This is a genomic window from Streptomyces sp. NPDC045956 (assembly GCF_056430705.1).
This window is the reverse complement of the sequence record NZ_JBWKKZ010000008.1, coordinates 305,585-322,015: the sequence shown is the minus strand read 5'-3', so window position 1 is coordinate 322,015 and position 16,431 is coordinate 305,585. Positions and strand designations below refer to the sequence as shown.

The 16,431-nt window shown below is 72.0% G+C and carries 15 protein-coding genes; 1 reads left to right on the top strand and 14 read right to left on the bottom strand.

What is annotated here, in order from left to right; genetic code table 11:
• Positions 1–229: 229 nt before the first annotated feature.
• The 13 genes from nusB to AC07FV_RS22900 form a co-directional block, all read right to left on the bottom strand.
• The gene (gene nusB / locus AC07FV_RS22960; RefSeq protein WP_479089175.1) at positions 230–667 is read right to left on the bottom strand and encodes a transcription antitermination factor NusB; all 438 of its coding nucleotides are present in this window, start codon (positions 665–667) and stop codon (positions 230–232) included.
• A 2-nt stretch (positions 668–669) separates the two neighbouring features.
• Positions 670–1,236, bottom strand: coding sequence for an elongation factor P (gene efp / locus AC07FV_RS22955; RefSeq protein WP_095933031.1), 567 nt, complete (start codon positions 1,234–1,236; stop codon positions 670–672).
• 68 nt (positions 1,237–1,304) lie between these two features.
• The gene (locus tag AC07FV_RS22950; RefSeq protein WP_479089174.1) at positions 1,305–2,411 is read right to left on the bottom strand and encodes an aminopeptidase P family protein; all 1,107 of its coding nucleotides are present in this window, start codon (positions 2,409–2,411) and stop codon (positions 1,305–1,307) included.
• A gap of 168 nt (positions 2,412–2,579) precedes the next feature.
• Complete coding sequence (locus AC07FV_RS22945) at positions 2,580–3,467, bottom strand: Pro-rich N-terminal domain-containing protein (protein WP_479089173.1); 888 nt, start codon at positions 3,465–3,467, stop codon at positions 2,580–2,582.
• A gap of 195 nt (positions 3,468–3,662) precedes the next feature.
• Positions 3,663–4,754, bottom strand: a complete 1,092-nt coding sequence (gene aroB / locus AC07FV_RS22940; protein WP_479089172.1) for a 3-dehydroquinate synthase — start codon at positions 4,752–4,754, stop codon at positions 3,663–3,665.
• On the bottom strand, positions 4,751–5,266 hold the full coding sequence (locus AC07FV_RS22935; protein ID WP_479089171.1) for a shikimate kinase: 516 nt from the start codon (positions 5,264–5,266) through the stop codon (positions 4,751–4,753). Before AC07FV_RS22935 ends, aroB begins: the two co-directional genes overlap by 4 nt.
• Positions 5,263–6,447 (bottom strand): chorismate synthase, encoded by a 1,185-nt coding sequence (aroC, locus tag AC07FV_RS22930; protein WP_356605685.1) that lies wholly within the window; start codon positions 6,445–6,447, stop codon positions 5,263–5,265. Before aroC ends, AC07FV_RS22935 begins: the two co-directional genes overlap by 4 nt.
• Before the next feature lie 205 nt (positions 6,448–6,652).
• A complete protein-coding gene (locus AC07FV_RS22925) occupies positions 6,653–7,492 on the bottom strand; it encodes a shikimate dehydrogenase (RefSeq protein ID WP_479089170.1) in 840 nt (279 codons plus the stop codon).
• Positions 7,473–9,197 carry an endolytic transglycosylase MltG gene (gene mltG / locus AC07FV_RS22920; RefSeq protein ID WP_479089169.1) on the bottom strand — a complete coding sequence of 575 codons (1,725 nt, stop codon included), beginning with the start codon at positions 9,195–9,197 and terminating at the stop codon, positions 7,473–7,475. The genes AC07FV_RS22925 and mltG overlap by 20 nt, the downstream gene beginning before the upstream one ends.
• 130 nt (positions 9,198–9,327) lie before the next feature.
• Entirely contained in the window at positions 9,328–9,822 is a 495-nt protein-coding gene (ruvX, locus tag AC07FV_RS22915) for a Holliday junction resolvase RuvX (RefSeq protein ID WP_479089168.1), read from the bottom strand.
• Positions 9,819–12,491, bottom strand: coding sequence for an alanine--tRNA ligase (gene alaS, locus AC07FV_RS22910; protein WP_479089167.1), 2,673 nt, complete (start codon positions 12,489–12,491; stop codon positions 9,819–9,821). The genes ruvX and alaS overlap by 4 nt, the downstream gene beginning before the upstream one ends.
• Entirely contained in the window at positions 12,491–12,862 is a 372-nt protein-coding gene (locus AC07FV_RS22905) for a hypothetical protein (RefSeq protein WP_479089166.1), read from the bottom strand. The genes alaS and AC07FV_RS22905 overlap by 1 nt, the downstream gene beginning before the upstream one ends.
• A 7-nt stretch (positions 12,863–12,869) precedes the next feature.
• Complete coding sequence (locus tag AC07FV_RS22900) at positions 12,870–13,310, bottom strand: DUF948 domain-containing protein (RefSeq protein WP_479089165.1); 441 nt, start codon at positions 13,308–13,310, stop codon at positions 12,870–12,872.
• Positions 13,311–13,483: 173 nt separating this feature from the next.
• Here AC07FV_RS22900 and AC07FV_RS22895 point away from each other — a divergent pair, with 173 nt between their 5' ends.
• On the top strand, positions 13,484–15,664 hold the full coding sequence (locus AC07FV_RS22895; protein ID WP_479089164.1) for an ATP-binding protein: 2,181 nt from the start codon (positions 13,484–13,486) through the stop codon (positions 15,662–15,664).
• A 29-nt stretch (positions 15,665–15,693) separates the two neighbouring features.
• On the opposite strand, the gene rpsD is transcribed toward AC07FV_RS22895, so the two are convergent.
• Positions 15,694–16,308 (bottom strand): 30S ribosomal protein S4, encoded by a 615-nt coding sequence (gene rpsD, locus AC07FV_RS22890; protein ID WP_003977321.1) that lies wholly within the window; start codon positions 16,306–16,308, stop codon positions 15,694–15,696.
• Positions 16,309–16,431: the final 123 nt, after the last annotated feature.

The following is a 16,431-nucleotide window of genomic DNA, read 5'->3' as shown; positions in this document are numbered from 1 at the left end:
CCGACATGGCTAGCACGGCGACGGTATTTACCGCGGACGTCCCTCTCCGCACCCCGCCCAGACTGGAAGACTCTTCCGGTGGGCCCTACCACCACCCCCCCCCCCCCCCCCCCCCGGCGGCTTTGTCATGAGCCCTGTGCGGCGCGCGGCGGCCTGAAAACGCCGCAGGGCCCACAGCACACGGCCGTGGGCCCTCCGGCAGGGTGGGTGTCTCCCCCGGGGGTGCCGCTCAGCTCTCGTCGTCGCGACGCAGCGAGGGCTTGAGGTCCTTCAGCCGGCCGAGCAGGCCGTTGACGAACGCGGGCGACTCGTCCGTGGAGAACTCCTTCGCCAGCTGCACCATCTCGTCCAGGACGACGGCGTCCGGGGTCGCGTCCATCCAGATCAGCTCGTACGCGCCCAGACGCAGGATGTTGCGGTCGACGACCGGCATGCGGTCCAGCGTCCAGCCGACCGAGTACTGGGCGATGAGCTCGTCGATGCGCTCGGCGCGCTCGGCGTAGCCCTCGACCAGCTCCATCGTGTACTCGCTCACCGGCGGCTGCCGGGTGTCGGACCGGGAGTGCCGGACCCAGTCGGCGAGCACCGTCAGGACGTCGGCGCCGCGCTGATCGCCCTCGAAGAGGATCTGGAAGGCGCGCTTGCGGGCCGTGTTGCGGGCAGCCACGGTTAGCTGTTCACCCGGCCGAGGTAGTCGCTCGTGCGGGTGTCGACCTTGATCTTCTCACCGGTGGTGATGAAGAGCGGGACGTTGATCTGGTGACCGGTCTCCAGGGTGGCGGGCTTGGTGCCGCCGGTGGAGCGGTCGCCCTGCACACCCGGCTCGGTCTCCTGGATGACCAGCTCGACGGCGGCCGGCAGCTCGACGAAGAGCACCTCGCCCTCGTGCTGCGCGACGGTGGCGGTGAAGCCCTCGATCAGGAAGTTGGCGGCGTCGCCGACGGCCTTGCGGTCGACGTGCAGCTGGTCGTAGGTCTCCATGTCCATGAAGACGAAGTACTCGCCGTCCATGTAGGAGAACTGCATGTCACGCTTGTCGACAGTGGCCGTCTCGACCTTGACGCCGGCGTTGAAGGTCTTGTCGACGACCTTGCCGGAAAGCACGTTCTTGAGCTTGGTGCGCACGAAGGCCGGGCCCTTGCCGGGCTTGACGTGCTGGAACTCGACGACGGACCAGAGCTGGCCGCCTTCGAGCTTGAGCACCATGCCGTTCTTGAGGTCGTTCGTGGAAGCCACGGTTGCGGAATCTCCTGGACTGGACTGACGTGGACGACCCCGGTGCCGGCCTGCGCACAGCGTGAAGGCTAGAGCGCGAGCAGCTCCTTGGTCGTGATGGTGAGTAGCTCGGGTCCGCCGTCCGCCTCGGGGCGCACGACGAGCGTGTCATCGATCCGGACCCCGCCCCGGCCCGGGAGGTGGACCCCCGGTTCGACGGTGACCGGCACACAAGCGTCCAGTTTACCCATGGCCGCGGGGGCCAACTGCGGGTCCTCGTCGATTTCGAGTCCGACGCCGTGACCGGTGAGGTTCGGAAGGTTCTCCGCGTACCCGGCCGAGTCGAGTGCCTGGCGGGCCGCGCGGTCCACGTCACGGCAGGCGGCGCCCGGTGCGAGGGCCTCCCGGCCGGCCCGCTGGGCGGAGAAGACCAGGTCGTACAGCTCGATCTGCCAGTCGGCCGGAGAGGTGCCGATGACGAACGTACGCCCGATCTCGCAGCGGTACCCGCGGTAGGTCGCGCCCAGGCAGACGGAGAGGAAGTCCCCCTCCTCCACCCGCCGGTCGGTGGGCCGGTGGCCGCGGCGCCCGGAGTTCGGGCCGGTGCCGACGGAGGTGGGGAACGCGGGGCCGTCGGCACCGTGGTCGACGAGCCGCCGCTCCAGTTCCAGGGCGAGGTGCCGCTCGGTACGGCCGACCAGGATGGACTCCAGGAGTTCTCCGAGGGCCTGGTCGGCGATCTCGGCGCCGATGCGCAGGCAGGAGATCTCCTCCTCGTCCTTGACGACCCTGAGCTGCTCGACCGCCTGGCCGAGGTCGGTCAGGCGCAGCCGGGGGGCTACCGAGCCCATGGCGCGGTGCCGGACGACGGTGAGGTGGTGGTCCTCGGTGGCAAGGGACTCCGCCCCCTGGGCCGCGGCGAGGCCGGCGGCCGACACGGCCGGGTCGCCGCCGGGTCCGGGCAGCGCGCGCACCGGGAGGGAGTCGTCGGGCCGGCCCTCGGTGGGCCGGTCGTCGAGCGGGCCGGAGCAGACCAGCAGGTCCTCGGTCTTGCCCAGCAGCAGCACGGCGCCGCGCGGGGCGGCGCCCGCGAGATAGCGCACGTTGGCGGGCCGGGAGACGAGCGCCGCCGCGCTGCCGCCCGCGTTGCAGCGTTCTCGTAGGCGCGTCCGGCGGGCCGCGTACACCTCTGACATGAGCCGAGCGTAAGAGCTTCGCCCGCCGGGCGCCGCTCGGGAGAGGCCGAGTGGGGAAGCGCGGGTGGTCGGTCGCGGGAGCGGCGGGAGTTCGTGCGCCGTCGGGCCGCCGGTGGGGGTCGGTCGCGCAGTCCCCCGCGCCCCTTCGGTCGTCCCCGGTGCCGCTCTCTACCAGTTCGGAGGGCTCGCTATGGAACGGGCGAGGACCTCGTCCAGGACCCGGGCCGTCTCCGGTACGCCGAGCTGCGAGTTGTCGATGATCGGCAGCCCCGATCCGTACCAGCCGGCCATCCGACCGTGGATGCGGGCCACCTCCTCGTCGGTGAGGCGGCGGTTGCCGCTGCGTTCGGCGTTGCGCTCCAGGACGACGTCCAGGCCCGGCAGGAGGACGACCGGGAGCAGGCCGGGGCCCACGTGCCGCTTCCAGCCGCCGAGCCCGACGACCGGGCGGTCCGGGAAGACGGCGTCGTCGAGGATGCAGGAGATGCCGTTGGCGAGGAAGTTGCGCGCGGAGAAGCCGCAGGTGCGGCGGGCGAGGCGGTACTGGGCCTCGGAGTTCTCGTTCCACCCGGTCTGGGGGTCGGCGAAGCCGGAGCGGACCCACTCGCGGACGTCGTCGAGGCTGATGTGCGCGGTGGGGACCCGGCGGTGGTCGGCCCAGTACTTGGCGACGCTGGTCTTGCCGGCGCCCGCGGGGCCGATGAGGAGCACCGCGAGGGTGGTCGTCGTCGGGTCGGGGGCGGCGGCCGTGGCCGGGGGCACGGCGAAGGGCCCGCCGGGCGGCAGCGGTACGTGACCGGTGGTGTCCGGAGGGGGCGGGACGGGCGCCGCCTGGTGCGGTCCCGGGGCCGCGGCCTGGGGCGCCACCGGGGTCGGGGCCTGCTGGGGGGCCACGGGGGGCGGGGCCTGCATCGGGTAGCCCGGCGCCGCGGGCGGCGGCACGGGGGCGGGGCCCTGCTGCGGGCCCGGGTGGTGCGCGGCCGGGGACCAGCCGACGGCCGGTCCGTGCCCCGGCTGATGGGGCGGCGGCAGCGGAGAACCCACTGCGTGCTGCATCCGGTGCCACTCCGTCTCGTACAGGCGATGGGCGCTGACAGCAGGAGGGGTCCCCCCGCTTTCCCCCACAGCCTAAAGGCGTGGGAGGACGACCGACCGAACGGTACCGCCCCCGGCCGTCATTCGGTGAACGGCCGGGGGCGGTGCGAAGTGCCCGTCGCGCGAGGCGGATCGGACGGAAGGTGCGCCGGGGTACTACTCGCCCACCTCGCCGTAGGCGGCGAGGAGGACGGCCGGGTCGGGTCCCTCCAGCACGGTGGGCCTGCCCAGGCCGTCCAGGACGATGAAGCGCAGCAGGTCCCCGCGGGACTTCTTGTCGATCTTCATGTTCTCGACGAGCTTGGGCCACTGGTCGTAGCGGTAGTGCAGCGGCAGCCCGACCGCTTCCAGGATGGTGCGGTGGCGGTCGGCGGTGGCGTCGTCCAGCCGGCCCGCGAGGCGGCCCAGCTCCGCGGCGAAGTGCATGCCGACGGAGACGGCGGCGCCGTGGCGCCACTTGTAGCGCTCGTTCTTCTCGATGGCGTGGCCGAGGGTGTGTCCGTAGTTGAGGATCTCGCGGCGGCCGGCCTCCTTGAGGTCGGAGGAGACCACCTCCGCCTTCACCTTGATCGAGCGCACGATCAGCTCGGCCGTGTGCGGTCCGGCGGGGGTGCGGGCGGCCTGCGGGTCGGACTCGATCAGGTCGAGGATCACCGGGTCGGCGATGAAGCCGGCCTTGATGACCTCGGCGAGACCGGAGACGTAGTCGTTGACCGGGAGGGAATCCAGCGCGGCCAGGTCGCACAGGACGCCGGCGGGCGGGTGGAAGGAGCCGACGAGGTTCTTGCCCTCGGCGGTGTTGATGCCGGTCTTGCCGCCGACGGCCGCGTCCACCATGGCCAGCACGGTGGTCGGTACGGCGATCCAGCGCACGCCGCGCAGCCAGGTCGCGGCCACGAAGCCCGCCAGGTCGGTGCTGGCACCGCCGCCGACCCCGACGACGACGTCGGTGCGGGTGAAACCGGACTGGCCGAGCGCCTTCCAGCAGTAGGCGGCGACCTCGGCGGTCTTCGCCTCCTCGGCGTTGGGCACCTGGATGGCGACGGCCTCGTAGCCCTGCTCGGCGAGGTCGGCGCGCAGCGCGTCGCCGGTCTCGGCGAGGGCCTCGGGGTGGATCACCGCGACCCGCTTGGCCCTGGTACCGATCAGGCCGCCGAGCTCGCCCAGGAGCTGCCGTCCCACCAGGACCTCGTAGGGGTCGGAGCCCTCGGTGCCGCCGACCTGGATCCGGGTGACTGCCTCGCTCATGCTTCCTTCAACTCCAGTGCGTCCAGGGCGGCTCGGGTGACTTCTTCGGGTGTACGGCCGTCCGTGGCCACGACGACCGTGGCGAGCTCCTCGTACAGGTGACGGCGGGCCTCCATCAGCTCGCGCCACTGCTTGCGCGGGTTGACCGCGAGCAGGGGGCGGGCGGCGTTCAGGCCGGTGCGCCTGACGGCCTCCTCGACGTCCATGGAGAGGTAGACGACCCGCCGGCCGGCGAGCAGGGCCCGGGTGTCCGCGTCCAGGACGGCGCCGCCGCCGAGGGCGAGGACCCCGTCGTGTTCGGCGAGCGCGGTCCGCACGGCCTCCTTCTCCAGGGAGCGGAAGGCGTCCTCGCCCTCGTCCACGAAGATCTCGGCGATGGACCGCCCCTGCGTGGAGACGATGTCCTCGTCCGTGTCCCGGTAGCCGGTGCCGAGGCGCTCGGCCAGCAGCTGCCCGACCGTGGACTTGCCGACGCCCATCGGTCCGACCAGCACGATCAGCGGTGTGCTCATCGGATCGCCAGGTTGTCGAGGTAGGAGCGCACGTTGCGGCGCGTCTCCGGCACGCTGTCGCCGCCGAACTTCTCGGCCACCGCGTCCGCCAGGACCAGGGCGACCATCGCCTCGGCGACGATGCCGGCGGCGGGCACCGCACACACGTCGGAGCGCTGGTGGTGGGCCTGCGCGGCCTCGCCGGTGGCGACGTCCACGGTCTGCAGGGCGCGCGGCACCGTCGCGATCGGCTTCATCGCCGCCTTGACGCGCAGCAGCTCACCGGTGGTCAGACCGCCCTCGGTGCCGCCGGAGCGGCCGGTCGCGCGCTTGATGCCGTCGGGGCCGGTCAGGATCTCGTCGTGCGCCTTCGAGCCCGGCACCCGGGCCAGGCCGAAGCCGTCGCCGACCTCGACGCCCTTGATGGCCTGGATGCCCATGAGGGCGGCGGCCAGCCGGGCGTCCAGCCGGCGGTCCCAGTGCACGTGCGAGCCGAGCCCGACCGGGACGTCGTACGCCAGGACCTCGACCACGCCACCGAGGGTGTCGCCGTCCTTGTGGGCCTGGTCGATCTCCGCGACCATCGCCTTCGAGGCGTCCGCGTCGAGGCAGCGCACCGGGTCGGCGTCCAGCTTCTCCACGTCGGCCGGGGTCGGGTACACGCCGTACGGGGCCTTGGCCGCCGCCAGTTCCACCACGTGGCTGACGATCTCGATGCCCGCGGTCTCCTTCAGGTACGACCGCGCCACGGCGCCGAGGGCCACCCGGGCGGCCGTCTCCCGCGCGGAGGCGCGTTCCAGGATCGGCCGGGCCTCGTCGAAGCCGTACTTCTGCATGCCCGCGAGATCGGCGTGGCCGGGGCGGGGGCGGGTCAGCGGGGCGTTGCGGGCGAGGCCGGCCAGCACCTCGGGGTCCACCGGGTCGGCGGCCATGACCTGCTCCCACTTCGGCCACTCGGTGTTGCCCACCATGACCGCGACCGGGGATCCGAGGGTGAGGCCGTGCCGGACGCCGCCGAGGAAGGTGACCTCGTCCCGCTCGAACTTCATCCGCGCACCGCGTCCATAGCCGAGCCGCCGCCTCGCCAGATGGTCCGCCACCATGTCCGTGGTGATCGGCACGCCGGCGGGCAGTCCCTCCAGCGTCGCGACGAGTGCGGGACCGTGGGACTCCCCCGCGGTCAGCCAGCGCAACCTGCTCAACGATGCTCCTCAGTGCTCGCGCCCCGGTATGCCCTGCGCACGCGTCTGCTCCGCGTGCGGCAACGGCCCGACCGGGTGCGCGGCCCCGGCCCGCCACCGACGATCCTCCCACGTCCGGAGGTACGGGCCGGAATCGGTCCGCTGGCCGGACAGGGCGCGGGGGGCGCCGCGGACCGCCTCCGGCGGGCGCGGACGTGCTTCGCGGTCAGCCGCCGGCGAGGGCGCGCTCCCCGGCGGACCGCATCGCCGCGAGCGGCACCGACGGGCTGCCGGTCATCTGCTCCACCTGGAGCACCGCCTGGTGCAGCAGCAGGTCGAGGCCGCTGACGACGGCGCCGCCGTGTGCCGACCAGCGGGCGGCGAGCGGGGTCGGCCACGGGTCGTAGAGCACGTCGAAGAGGGTCGCGGGCATCTCGGGTACGGCGGCGGCGAGCGCGTCGGTGGTACCGGCCGGGGTGGTCGAGACGACCAGCGGGGCGCGCAGCGCCTCCTCGGCGTCCGCCCAGTCGGCGATGCGCACGCCGACGTCCAGCCGCTCGGCCCAGCCCCGCATCTCGGCGGCGCGGGCCTCGCTCCGCACGTAGACGGTGATCTCGCCGGTGCAGATCCGGGCGAGCGCGGCCAGGGCGGAGGAGGCGGTGGCGCCGGCACCGAGGATCGCGGCGGTCTCGGTCTTCTCGATGCCGTGCTCGCGCAGGGCGGCGACCATGCCGGGGATGTCGGTGTTGTCGCCGGTCCTGCGGCCGTCCGCGGTGAGGACCACGGTGTTCACCGCGTCCACGGAGGCCGCCGTGTCACTGATGCCGTCGAGCAGCGGGATCACCGCCCGCTTGAGCGGCATGGTGAGCGACAGTCCCGCCCACTCGGGGCCGAGCCCCTCGAAGAAGCCCGGCAGCGCCGCCTCGTCGACCTCGAAGCGGTCGTACGTCCAGCCTTCGAGGCCCAGCTCCGCGTAGGCGGCGCGATGCAGGACCGGGGAGAGGGAGTGGGCGATCGGGGAGCCGAGTACAGCTGCCCGACGGGGCTCAGTTGCCCGAGCTGGCATCGAACTTTTCCTTCAGCTTCAGGAACTCGTCGTGGGTCTTGGCGAACTCGGTCTTGCTCACGCCGTCGGTGGCCACGAAGTAGATCCAGCCGTCCTTCGTGGGGTTCAGCGCGGCTTGCAGGGCCTCTTCGCCGGGGTTGCCGATGGGTCCCGGCGGCAGGCCACGGTTGGTGTAGGTGTTGTACGGGTCCATGTTGCTGTTGATCTCGGACTCGCTGATGTGGATCTTGCTCTGGCCCATCAGGTAGTTGAAGGACGAGTCGAACTGGAGCTTCTGGTTGGTCTCGGTGTTGGTGGGCTTGAGCCGGTTGTAGACGACTTCGGACATCATCCGGAAGTCCTCGTGCGTCTTTCCCTCCGCCTGCACCAGGCTCGCGACCGTGAGCAGCTGCCACGGTCCGTCCAGGCCGAGGCCCTCCGCCTTCTCCGCCAAGCCGATCCGCTCGTACTGCTCCTCGGCCCGCGCCACCATCTGCTTCAGCACCTCCGCGGGCTTCTGGCCCTTGGCCGCCGAGTAGCTGGACGGGTAGAGGAAGCCTTCGAGCGGGTCCTTGACGTTCTCGTGGTTGAGCGCCCAGTCGGGCAGACCGAGGCTCTTCCACTCCGTCTTGGCCACCTTGGCCGTGGTGCCCTGGGCCACGCCGAGCTGCTTGTCGATCATCTTGTAGACGTCGACGTTGCGTTTGCCCTCGGCGATGATCAGGTTGCTGCGGCTCTTGGGGCTGAGCAGGAGTTCGACCGCGCTCTCGGCCGACATCTCCTTCTGCAGCGTGTAGGCGCCGTCCTGGATGCTCTTGCCGCGGGGGTTGCTCTGCTGGGCGGCGATGAAGGCGTCGACGCTCTTCACCACGCCCGCGCGCTTCAGCTCCTGACCGATCGTCGAGCCGCCGGCGCCCCTGGGGATGGTGACGGTCACCTGCTCGCCGTTGCCCTCGCCCGCGTAGTCCGGAGCCGCGCCGAAACGATCCTGGTAGAACTGGTAGCCGAAATAGGCGACTCCCGCCACGCCACCGCCGAGCACCAGGCAGACCACGAGGCACGCGACTCCGTTGCGTCCCTTCTTGGGCTTGCCTCCCCGTCCGCTCCGGCGGTCACCACGCCCGCGACCGCCCGCGTCGTCGTCCTCCCCGTCCGCGGCCCCGCCCGCGAAGAAGGCGTGCTCCCCCTGGTCGGGGCCCGGGTCCCAGTCGTCCTGTTGCGGCTCGGGATCGGTGCGCCGACGGCCGGGCGGCTCGGGGGGCGGGTACGCCTCCGGGGTGCCGTAGAAGTCGGGCTGCTCCGCGCCGAAGGCGGCCGGCTGCGGACCGTAGGGGTCCGACGGGTCGGCGGGGTACTGCGCGGGCGGATGCGCGCCGGTGTCCCAGCCGCCCTCGCCGTAGCCCTGCTGCTGATGCTGCGGCTGGTGCTGCTGGGACGCGTACTGCTGTTCGTACTGCGGCCGGCCGTACTGGTCGTACTGCGGCTCGGGATGCTGCTGCCCGTACGGGTCGTACTGCGGCTGCTGACCATAGGCGGACTGACCGCCGTCACCCCAGTCGCCGTACTGCTGCTGCGACTGCTGCTGCTCCGGATACTGCTGTGGCTGGCCGCCGTAGGGGGACTGCTGACCCGTGTGGGCCTGCTGTCCGCCCCATCCGCCGTCCCCGTACAACGGGTCCTCCGGATGCCACGGTTCGGAGCCTGGGCCCCGGCCATACTCAGTCATCGATCCCCTAGAGCCGCGAGGCGACGGGGCGTGCGCGGCCTGACAGGGAGGGCCGGCTTCCGTTCCGCCTCTTGCTGTGCGGTGGCTGTTCGAATGCCTCCGCATCGCGCGGAACGTTACCGTATCGCGATCAGATGACCACTTCGACGCCCTCGCCGGGCGCTCTGCCTGACACCCGTTCGGATTCCAGTGCCTGCTGGAGGATGATCACAGCGGCGGCCTGGTCGATGACGGACCGGCCCTTCTTGGACTTCACCCCCGAGGCACGCAGCCCCTGACCTGCCGTCACCGTCGTCATCCGCTCGTCGACGAGGCGCACCGGGACGGGTGCGATGCCGCGGGCCAGTTCCTGCGCGAAGCCTCTGACCTTGACCGCGGCCGGGCCCTCGCCCCCCTTGAGGGAGCGAGGGAGCCCGACGACGACCTCGATCGCCTCGTACTCCTCGACCAGCTGCCTGAGGCGGCGGTGCGCCGCCGGGACGTCGCGGCCGGGGACGGTCTCCACCGGCGTGGCGAGGATCCCGTCGGGGTCGCACGAGGCGACCCCGATCCGGGCGTCGCCCACGTCGATGGCGAGGCGGCGGCCCCGGCGCAGCGCCGGGGTGCCCTGCTGGTCGGCGCTCACTTGGCGGTGTCCGCCACGAGGCGCTCGACGGCGTCGACGGCGTCACCGATGGCGGCCGGGTTCTGGCCGCCGCCCTGGGCGACGTCCGGCTTGCCGCCACCGCCGCCGCCGAGGGTCTTGGCGGCGGTGCGGACCAGGTCGCCGGCCTTGAGACCGCGCTCACGGGCGGCCTCGTTGGTGGCGATGACCGTCAGCGGCTTGCCGTTGACCGTCGTGAAGAGGGCCACGACCGCGGCCCGGCCGCCCTGGATGCGGCCGCGCACGTCGAGGACCAGCTTGCGCAGGTCGTCGGCGGTGGTGCCGTCCGGGACCTGGCCGGTGACCAGGGCGATCCCGCGGACGTCCTTGGCGGACTCGGCGAGACCGGCGGCGGCCTGGAGGACCTTCTCCGCGCGGAACCTCTCGATCTCCTTCTCGGCGTCCTTCAGCTTGCCGAGCATGGCGGAGACCTTCTCCGGCAGCTCCTCCGGGCGCCCCTTGATCAGCTCCTGGAGCTGGGCGACGACGGTGTGCTCACGGGCGAGGAAGTTGTAGGCGTCCACGCCGACCAGGGCCTCGATGCGGCGCACGCCGGAGCCGATGGAGGACTCGCCGAGCAGCTTCACCAGGCCGAGCTGGGCGGTGTTGTGCACGTGGGTGCCGCCGCACAGCTCCTTGGAGAAGTCGCCGATGGTCACGACGCGCACGCGCTCGCCGTACTTCTCGCCGAACTCGGCGATGGCGCCCTGCTTCTTGGCCTCGTCGATGCCCATGACGTCGGCCCGCACGTCGAGGTCGCGGGCGAGCACCTCGTTGATCTTCTGCTCGACGTCGGTCATCACGGCCGTGGGCACGGCGGAGGGCGAACCGAAGTCGAAGCGGAAGCGGCCGGGCTGGTTCTCGGAACCGGCCTGGGCGGCCGTCGGGCCGAGCGCGTCGCGCAGGGCCTGGTGGGTGAGGTGGGTGGCCGAGTGGGCCCGGGCGATGGCCGTGCGGCGGCGGCCGTCGATGGAGGCGTGGGCCTTGGCGCCGACGGTGATCTCGCCGACCTGGACGACGCCCTTGTGGACGTAGACGCCCGGGACGGGCTTCTGGCAGTCGCGGACCTCGATGACGGCGCCGGTGTCGACCTTGATCCGGCCGGTGTCGCCGATCTGGCCGCCGCCCTCGGCGTAGAACGGGGTGCGGTCCAGGACGATCTCCACCTCGTCGCCCTCGGTGGCCGCCGGGGAGGAGGCACCGTCGACGAGGATGCCGACGATCGTCGACTCGCTCTCGGTGTCGGTGTAGCCGATGAAGTCGGTGGCACCGGCCTGGTCGGCGATCTCGCGGTAGGCACCGACCCCGGCGTGGCCGGTCTTCTTGGCCTGGGCGTCGGCCTTGGCGCGCTCGCGCTGCTCCTTCATCAGACGGCGGAACCCGTCCTCGTCCACGGAGAGGCCCTGTTCGGCGGCCATCTCCAGGGTGAGGTCGATCGGGAAGCCCCAGGTGTCGTGGAGCAGGAAGGCCTTGTCCCCGGCGAGGACGCTGCCGCCGGCGGCCTTGGTGTCGCTGACCGCGGTGTCGAGGATGTTGGTGCCGGCCTTCAGCGTCTTCAGGAAGGCGTTCTCCTCGGCGAGGGCGACCTTCTCGATCCGCTCGCGGTCGGTGATCAGTTCGGGGTACTGCTGCCCCATCATCTCGATCACGACGTCGATCAGGTCCTTCACGACCGGACCGGTGGCGCCGAGCAGGCGCATGTTGCGGATGGCGCGGCGCATGATGCGGCGCAGCACGTAACCGCGGCCCTCGTTGCCGGGGGTGACACCGTCGCCGATGAGCATCACCGAGGTGCGCATGTGGTCGGTGACCACGCGCAGGGAGACGTCCGAGGCGTGGGCGTCGCCGTAGGCCACGCCGGTGAGGTCGGTGGCCTTCCTGATGACGGCCATCGAGGTGTCGATCTCGTACATGTTCTGCACGCCCTGCAGAATCATGGCGAGCCGCTCCAGGCCGAGGCCCGTGTCGATGTTCTGGCTCGGCAGGTCCCCGAGGATCTCGAAGTCCTCCTTGCCGATGCCCTCGCCCCGCTCGTACTGCATGAAGACGAGGTTCCAGATCTCCACGTACCGCTCGTCGTTGACGGCGGGGCCGCCCTCGACGCCGAAGTCGGGGCCGCGGTCGTAGTTGATCTCGGAGCAGGGGCCGCAGGGGCCGGGGACGCCCATGGACCAGTAGTTGTCCTTCTTGCCGAGACGCTGGATGCGCTCGGACGGGACACCGACGACGTCGTGCCAGATGCGCTCGGCCTCGTCGTCGTCCTGGTAGACGGTGATCCACAGGCGCTCGGGGTCGAGGCCGTAACCGCCCTTGTCCTGGGCGCCGGTGAGCAGCTCCCAGGCGTACTTGATGGCGCCTTCCTTGAAGTAGTCGCCGAAGGAGAAGTTGCCGCACATCTGGAAGAACGTGCCGTGGCGCGTGGTCTTGCCGACCTCTTCGATGTCCGGGGTGCGCACGCACTTCTGCACGCTGGTGGCGCGGTCGAAGGGCGGCTTGACCTCACCGAGGAAGTAGGGCTTGAAGGGCACCATGCCGGCCGGGACCAGGAGCAGAGTCGGGTCGTCCGCGATGAGCGACGCCGAAGGGACGACGGTGTGACCGCGCTCCTCGAAGAAGCTCAACCAGCGGCGACGAATCTCGGCCGACTCCATCAGTGGTCCTCATTCCGGTTGTACGAGTCCGTCGTCCTGACGTCGAGGACGGACTTGGGGTTGTTGCGGTTCTCGATGCTGCGGTTCTCGATGGCGGCGCGGCGCCGGGACGCGGGGAGTTCACCGTCGACGGGGGCGTTCAGCCCGAGCGCGTCGTCCAGTTCGGCCTCCCGCTGGGCCATGTTCTCCCGGACGTCGAGTGCGAAGCCCACCGCGCGGTCCCTCAGCCGGGTGCCCGCGTCGAGTGCCTTGTTCGCCGCGGTCGCGGCGAGGCTGTCGGGGGTCAGCTGCTTGAGCTTCCGGTTGACCTTGGTGGTGGCCCAGACTCCGGCGGCGACACCGGAGCCGAACCAGAAGGTACGGCGGAACATCGCTGGATCAGTCCTTCTTCCGCTTCGTCCGCCGCGCGGCCGGGATCGTACGGCCGACGATCACGGTGCGCCGCGGCTCCTTGGACGGGCCCGCGGGGCCCTCCTTGCGACCGCCGAGTGCCCGGCGGACGCCGTAGCCGAACGCGGCGACCTTGACCAGCGGCCCGCCGAAGGTGGAGGCCACGGTGGTGGAGAGCGCGGAGGCGTTCGACGTGACCTCCTGGACGTCCGAGGCGATCGCGTCGACCCGGTCGATCTGGGTCTGCGCGGAGCGCACCGCCGACGAGGCGTCGGCCAGCAGGGGGACGGCCTGGTCGGTGACGTCCGCCACCAGCTTGGTGGTCGCCCTGAGCGTCTGGGCCAGTCTCGCCAGTGCCACGGCGAGGAAGGAGACCAGGATCGCCCAGAAGACGGCCACCAGGATTCCGGCCACCTCGCCACCGGACACTGTGCACCCGCTCCCTGGAAGTCGTGCCTGAACATCGGGAAAAGTCGTGCACCGAGCCTATCGCGCCGGGCGTGAAGCTCCGTACCGGATTACCGCCCGCGTCCGGGGGCGTACGGCGGAGTCGCGTGAACCGATTGTACGCAGTGAATACGGTTCAGTACGCTCTGTGTTCCATGCGAGACCATCGACGCGAGGGCATCCCGCACGGCAACCTGCCGCTGGAACTCGACGCCTTCGTGGGCAGAGCGGCGGAACTCGCCGAACTGGCCGGTGCGCTGGACTCCGGTCGGCTGGTGACCGTGACCGGGACCGGCGGGGTCGGGAAGTCGCGCCTCGCGGCGAGGGCGGCCTCGCGGTGCGCGCCCCGGGACGGGGTGTGGCGGGTGGATCTGGCGCCGGTGCGCGACGAGGAGTTCGTCGACTACGCCGTGGTGGAGGCGCTGGGGCTGACCGACCACACGACCCGGCTGCCGCGCGAGACGCTGATCGCCCACCTCGCCGAGCGGGAGCTGCTGCTGGTCCTGGACGGGGTCGAGCACCTGGTGGACGCCTGCGCCGCGCTGACGGCGGAACTGCTGGGCCGCGCCCCGGCGCTCCGCGTGCTGGCGGTGGGCCGCAGACCGCTGGGGGTGGCCGGGGAGCGGCTGATACCGCTGGCGCCGCTTCGGCCCGAGGAGGCGGTGGAGCTGCTGACGGTGCGGGCCGGGCAGCGGCACCTGCCGTGCGGGCACGACGCCGCGCCGGCGGAGGGCGACGGGGAGGTACGCGAGCTGTGCCGGCGTCTGGACGGGATTCCGCTGGCCATCGAGCTGGCGGCGGGGCGCCTCGGCGCGTTGTCGCCCGGCCAGGTGCTGCGCCGGCTGGACGACCGGTTCCGCCTGCTGACCGGCGGCGACCGTACCGCGCTCCCCCGGCACCGGACGCTGCGCACGGCGATCGGCTGGAGCCACGAGCTGTGCACGCCGCAGGAGCGGCTGCTGTGGGCGCGGCTGTCGGTGTTCGCCGGACCGTTCGACCTGGAGGCGGCCGAGTACGTGTGCAGCGGGGAGGGCCTGGCCGCCGACGACGTGCTGGACGTGCTCTCGGCGCTGCTCGCCCAGTCCGTGCTGGCCCGTGAGGAGACTCCGGCCGGGGTGCGCTACCGGATGCTCGACACGGTGCGGGCGTACGGCGCCGACTGGCTGGAGGCGACGGGTGACACGGCGCGGCTGCGCAGGCGGCACCGGGACTGGTACGTGGGCCTGGCGACCTGGTGCGAGCTGGAGTGGTTCTCGCCGCGTCAGCGGGAGGTCGCCGTGCGGGTGGACGCGGAGCTGCCCAACCTGCGCAACGCGCTGGAGCACTGCCTGACCGAGCCGGACGAAGCGCACCTGGGCCAGTACCTGGCGGGCGCCCTCTGGTTCCACTGGGTGGGCTGCGGACGCCTGTCGGAGGGGCGGCGCTGGCTGGAGCAGGCGGTGCGGCTGGACGCGGAGGGCACGGCGGGCGAGCAGTCCCGGCTGAAGGCGCTGTGGGTGCTCGGCTACGTGGCGATCCTCCAGGGCGACACGGTGCCCGCGCTGGCGGCGTTGCAGGAGTGCCGGGAGGAGGCCGAGCGGTCGGCGAACCCGACGGCGGTGGCCTACGCGGAGCACCGCACCGGCTGCCTGGCCCTGGTCACCGACGACATGCAGCGTGCGGAGACGCTGCTGCGCTCCGCGCTCGACCGCTACCGGGAGATCGGGGAGCTGAACAGCAACGTGCTGATGGGCCAGGTGGAGCTGGCCATGACGCGGGCCTTCCAGGGCGATCTGGCGGACGCCGTACGTCTGTGCGAGGACGTGCGCCAGGTGTGCGAGGACCACGGGGAGCGCTGGGCCCGGGGGTACGCCCTGTACGTCCTGGCCTACGCCGCCTGGAGCGAGAGCCGGCCGGAACACGCCCGCGAGCTGCTCACCGACTCTCTGAGCGGCGCCCACCGCTTCCGCGACCAGCTGGGCTCGGTGCTCGCGGTGGAGCTGCTGGCGCTGGTCACGGTGGCGCAGGGCGACGCGGCGGAGGCCGCGGTGCTCCAGGGCGCGGCCGGGCGGATGTGGCCGTCGGTGGGGCTGCCGCTGTTCGGCTCGGCGCACTACAACGCGCCCCACGAGCTGTGCGAGGCGGCGGCGCGGGAGCAGCTGGGCGACGAGCGGTACGAGGAGTGCGTACGGCACGGGGCGCGGCTCGGCCGCCGGGAGGCGGTGTCGCGGGCGCTGCGGCGGCCCGGGGCCCCGCTGCCGGTGCCGCGCGGCTCGAAGCGGCGCACCAAGGCGGGCACGCGTACGGCGAAGCCCGCCGCCTCACCCACCCGCAAGGGTGAGGAGACGACGGGCTGAGTACCGCTGGTACCGCGCCGGGGCTGGGATCAGCGGGCGTAGTACTCGACGACGAGCTGCTCGTCGCAGATCACCGGGATCTCCTTGCGGTTCGGCTCGCGGTCCAGGCGGAACGCCAGGGCCTTGAGGTTCACCTGGAGGTAGCGCGGGGTCTCGCCGTCGGGGGCGAAGCCACCCTCACGGGCGATGGTGAAGAGCGTCTTCTCCTTGGAGCGCTCGCGCACCTGCACGACGTCGTCCGGGCGGACACGGAAGGACGGCTTGTCGACCTTCTGGCCGTTGACCTGGATGTGGCCGTGGACGACCATCTGGCGGGCCTGGTAGATCGTGCGGGCGATGCCCGAACGCAGGACCAGCGCGTCGAGGCGGCGCTCGAGCTCGATGACCAGGGCCTCGCCGGTCTTCATGTTGGTCTTGGAGGCACGCTCGTAGGCGCGGACGAGCTGGCGCTCGCTGAGGTCGTACTGCGCGCGCAGACGCTGCTTCTCGAGCAGACGGACCTTGTAGTCCGAGTTCTGCTTGCGGCCGCGGCCGTGCTCACCCGGCGGGTAGGGGCGGGCCTCGAAGTACTTGACGGCCTTCGGGGTCAGCGCGATGCCGAGGGCACGCGACTTCTTGACCTTGGGGCGGGGCTGGTTCGCCACTGTCTGTGTCTCTTTCCTGGATTTCCGGCTTGTCAGGGTTGAGGGAGGTCGCAATCCGCAGCCGGGGAAACCCGCCGGGTCCGTGTGGGACCTGTCGGGCAGCCGCTCCCCTGGTCTGGGCAC

Bases quoted from the DNA above. Each gene is read 5' to 3' on its own strand.
- mltG (WP_479089169.1), bottom strand. From the start codon at position 9,197: ATGACTGAGTATGGCCGGGGCCCAGGCTCCGAACCGTGGCATCCGGAG.
- AC07FV_RS22895 (WP_479089164.1), top strand. From the start codon at position 13,484: ATGCGAGACCATCGACGCGAGGGCATCCCGCACGGCAACCTGCCGCTG.
- AC07FV_RS22935 (WP_479089171.1), bottom strand. From the start codon at position 5,266: ATGAGCACACCGCTGATCGTGCTGGTCGGACCGATGGGCGTCGGCAAG.
- AC07FV_RS22905 (WP_479089166.1), bottom strand. From the start codon at position 12,862: ATGTTCCGCCGTACCTTCTGGTTCGGCTCCGGTGTCGCCGCCGGAGTC.
- AC07FV_RS22945 (WP_479089173.1), bottom strand. From the start codon at position 3,467: ATGCAGCACGCAGTGGGTTCTCCGCTGCCGCCGCCCCATCAGCCGGGG.
- aroB (WP_479089172.1), bottom strand. From the start codon at position 4,754: ATGAGCGAGGCAGTCACCCGGATCCAGGTCGGCGGCACCGAGGGCTCC.
- AC07FV_RS22950 (WP_479089174.1), bottom strand. From the start codon at position 2,411: ATGTCAGAGGTGTACGCGGCCCGCCGGACGCGCCTACGAGAACGCTGC.
- AC07FV_RS22925 (WP_479089170.1), bottom strand. From the start codon at position 7,492: ATGCCAGCTCGGGCAACTGAGCCCCGTCGGGCAGCTGTACTCGGCTCC.
- alaS (WP_479089167.1), bottom strand. From the start codon at position 12,491: ATGGAGTCGGCCGAGATTCGTCGCCGCTGGTTGAGCTTCTTCGAGGAG.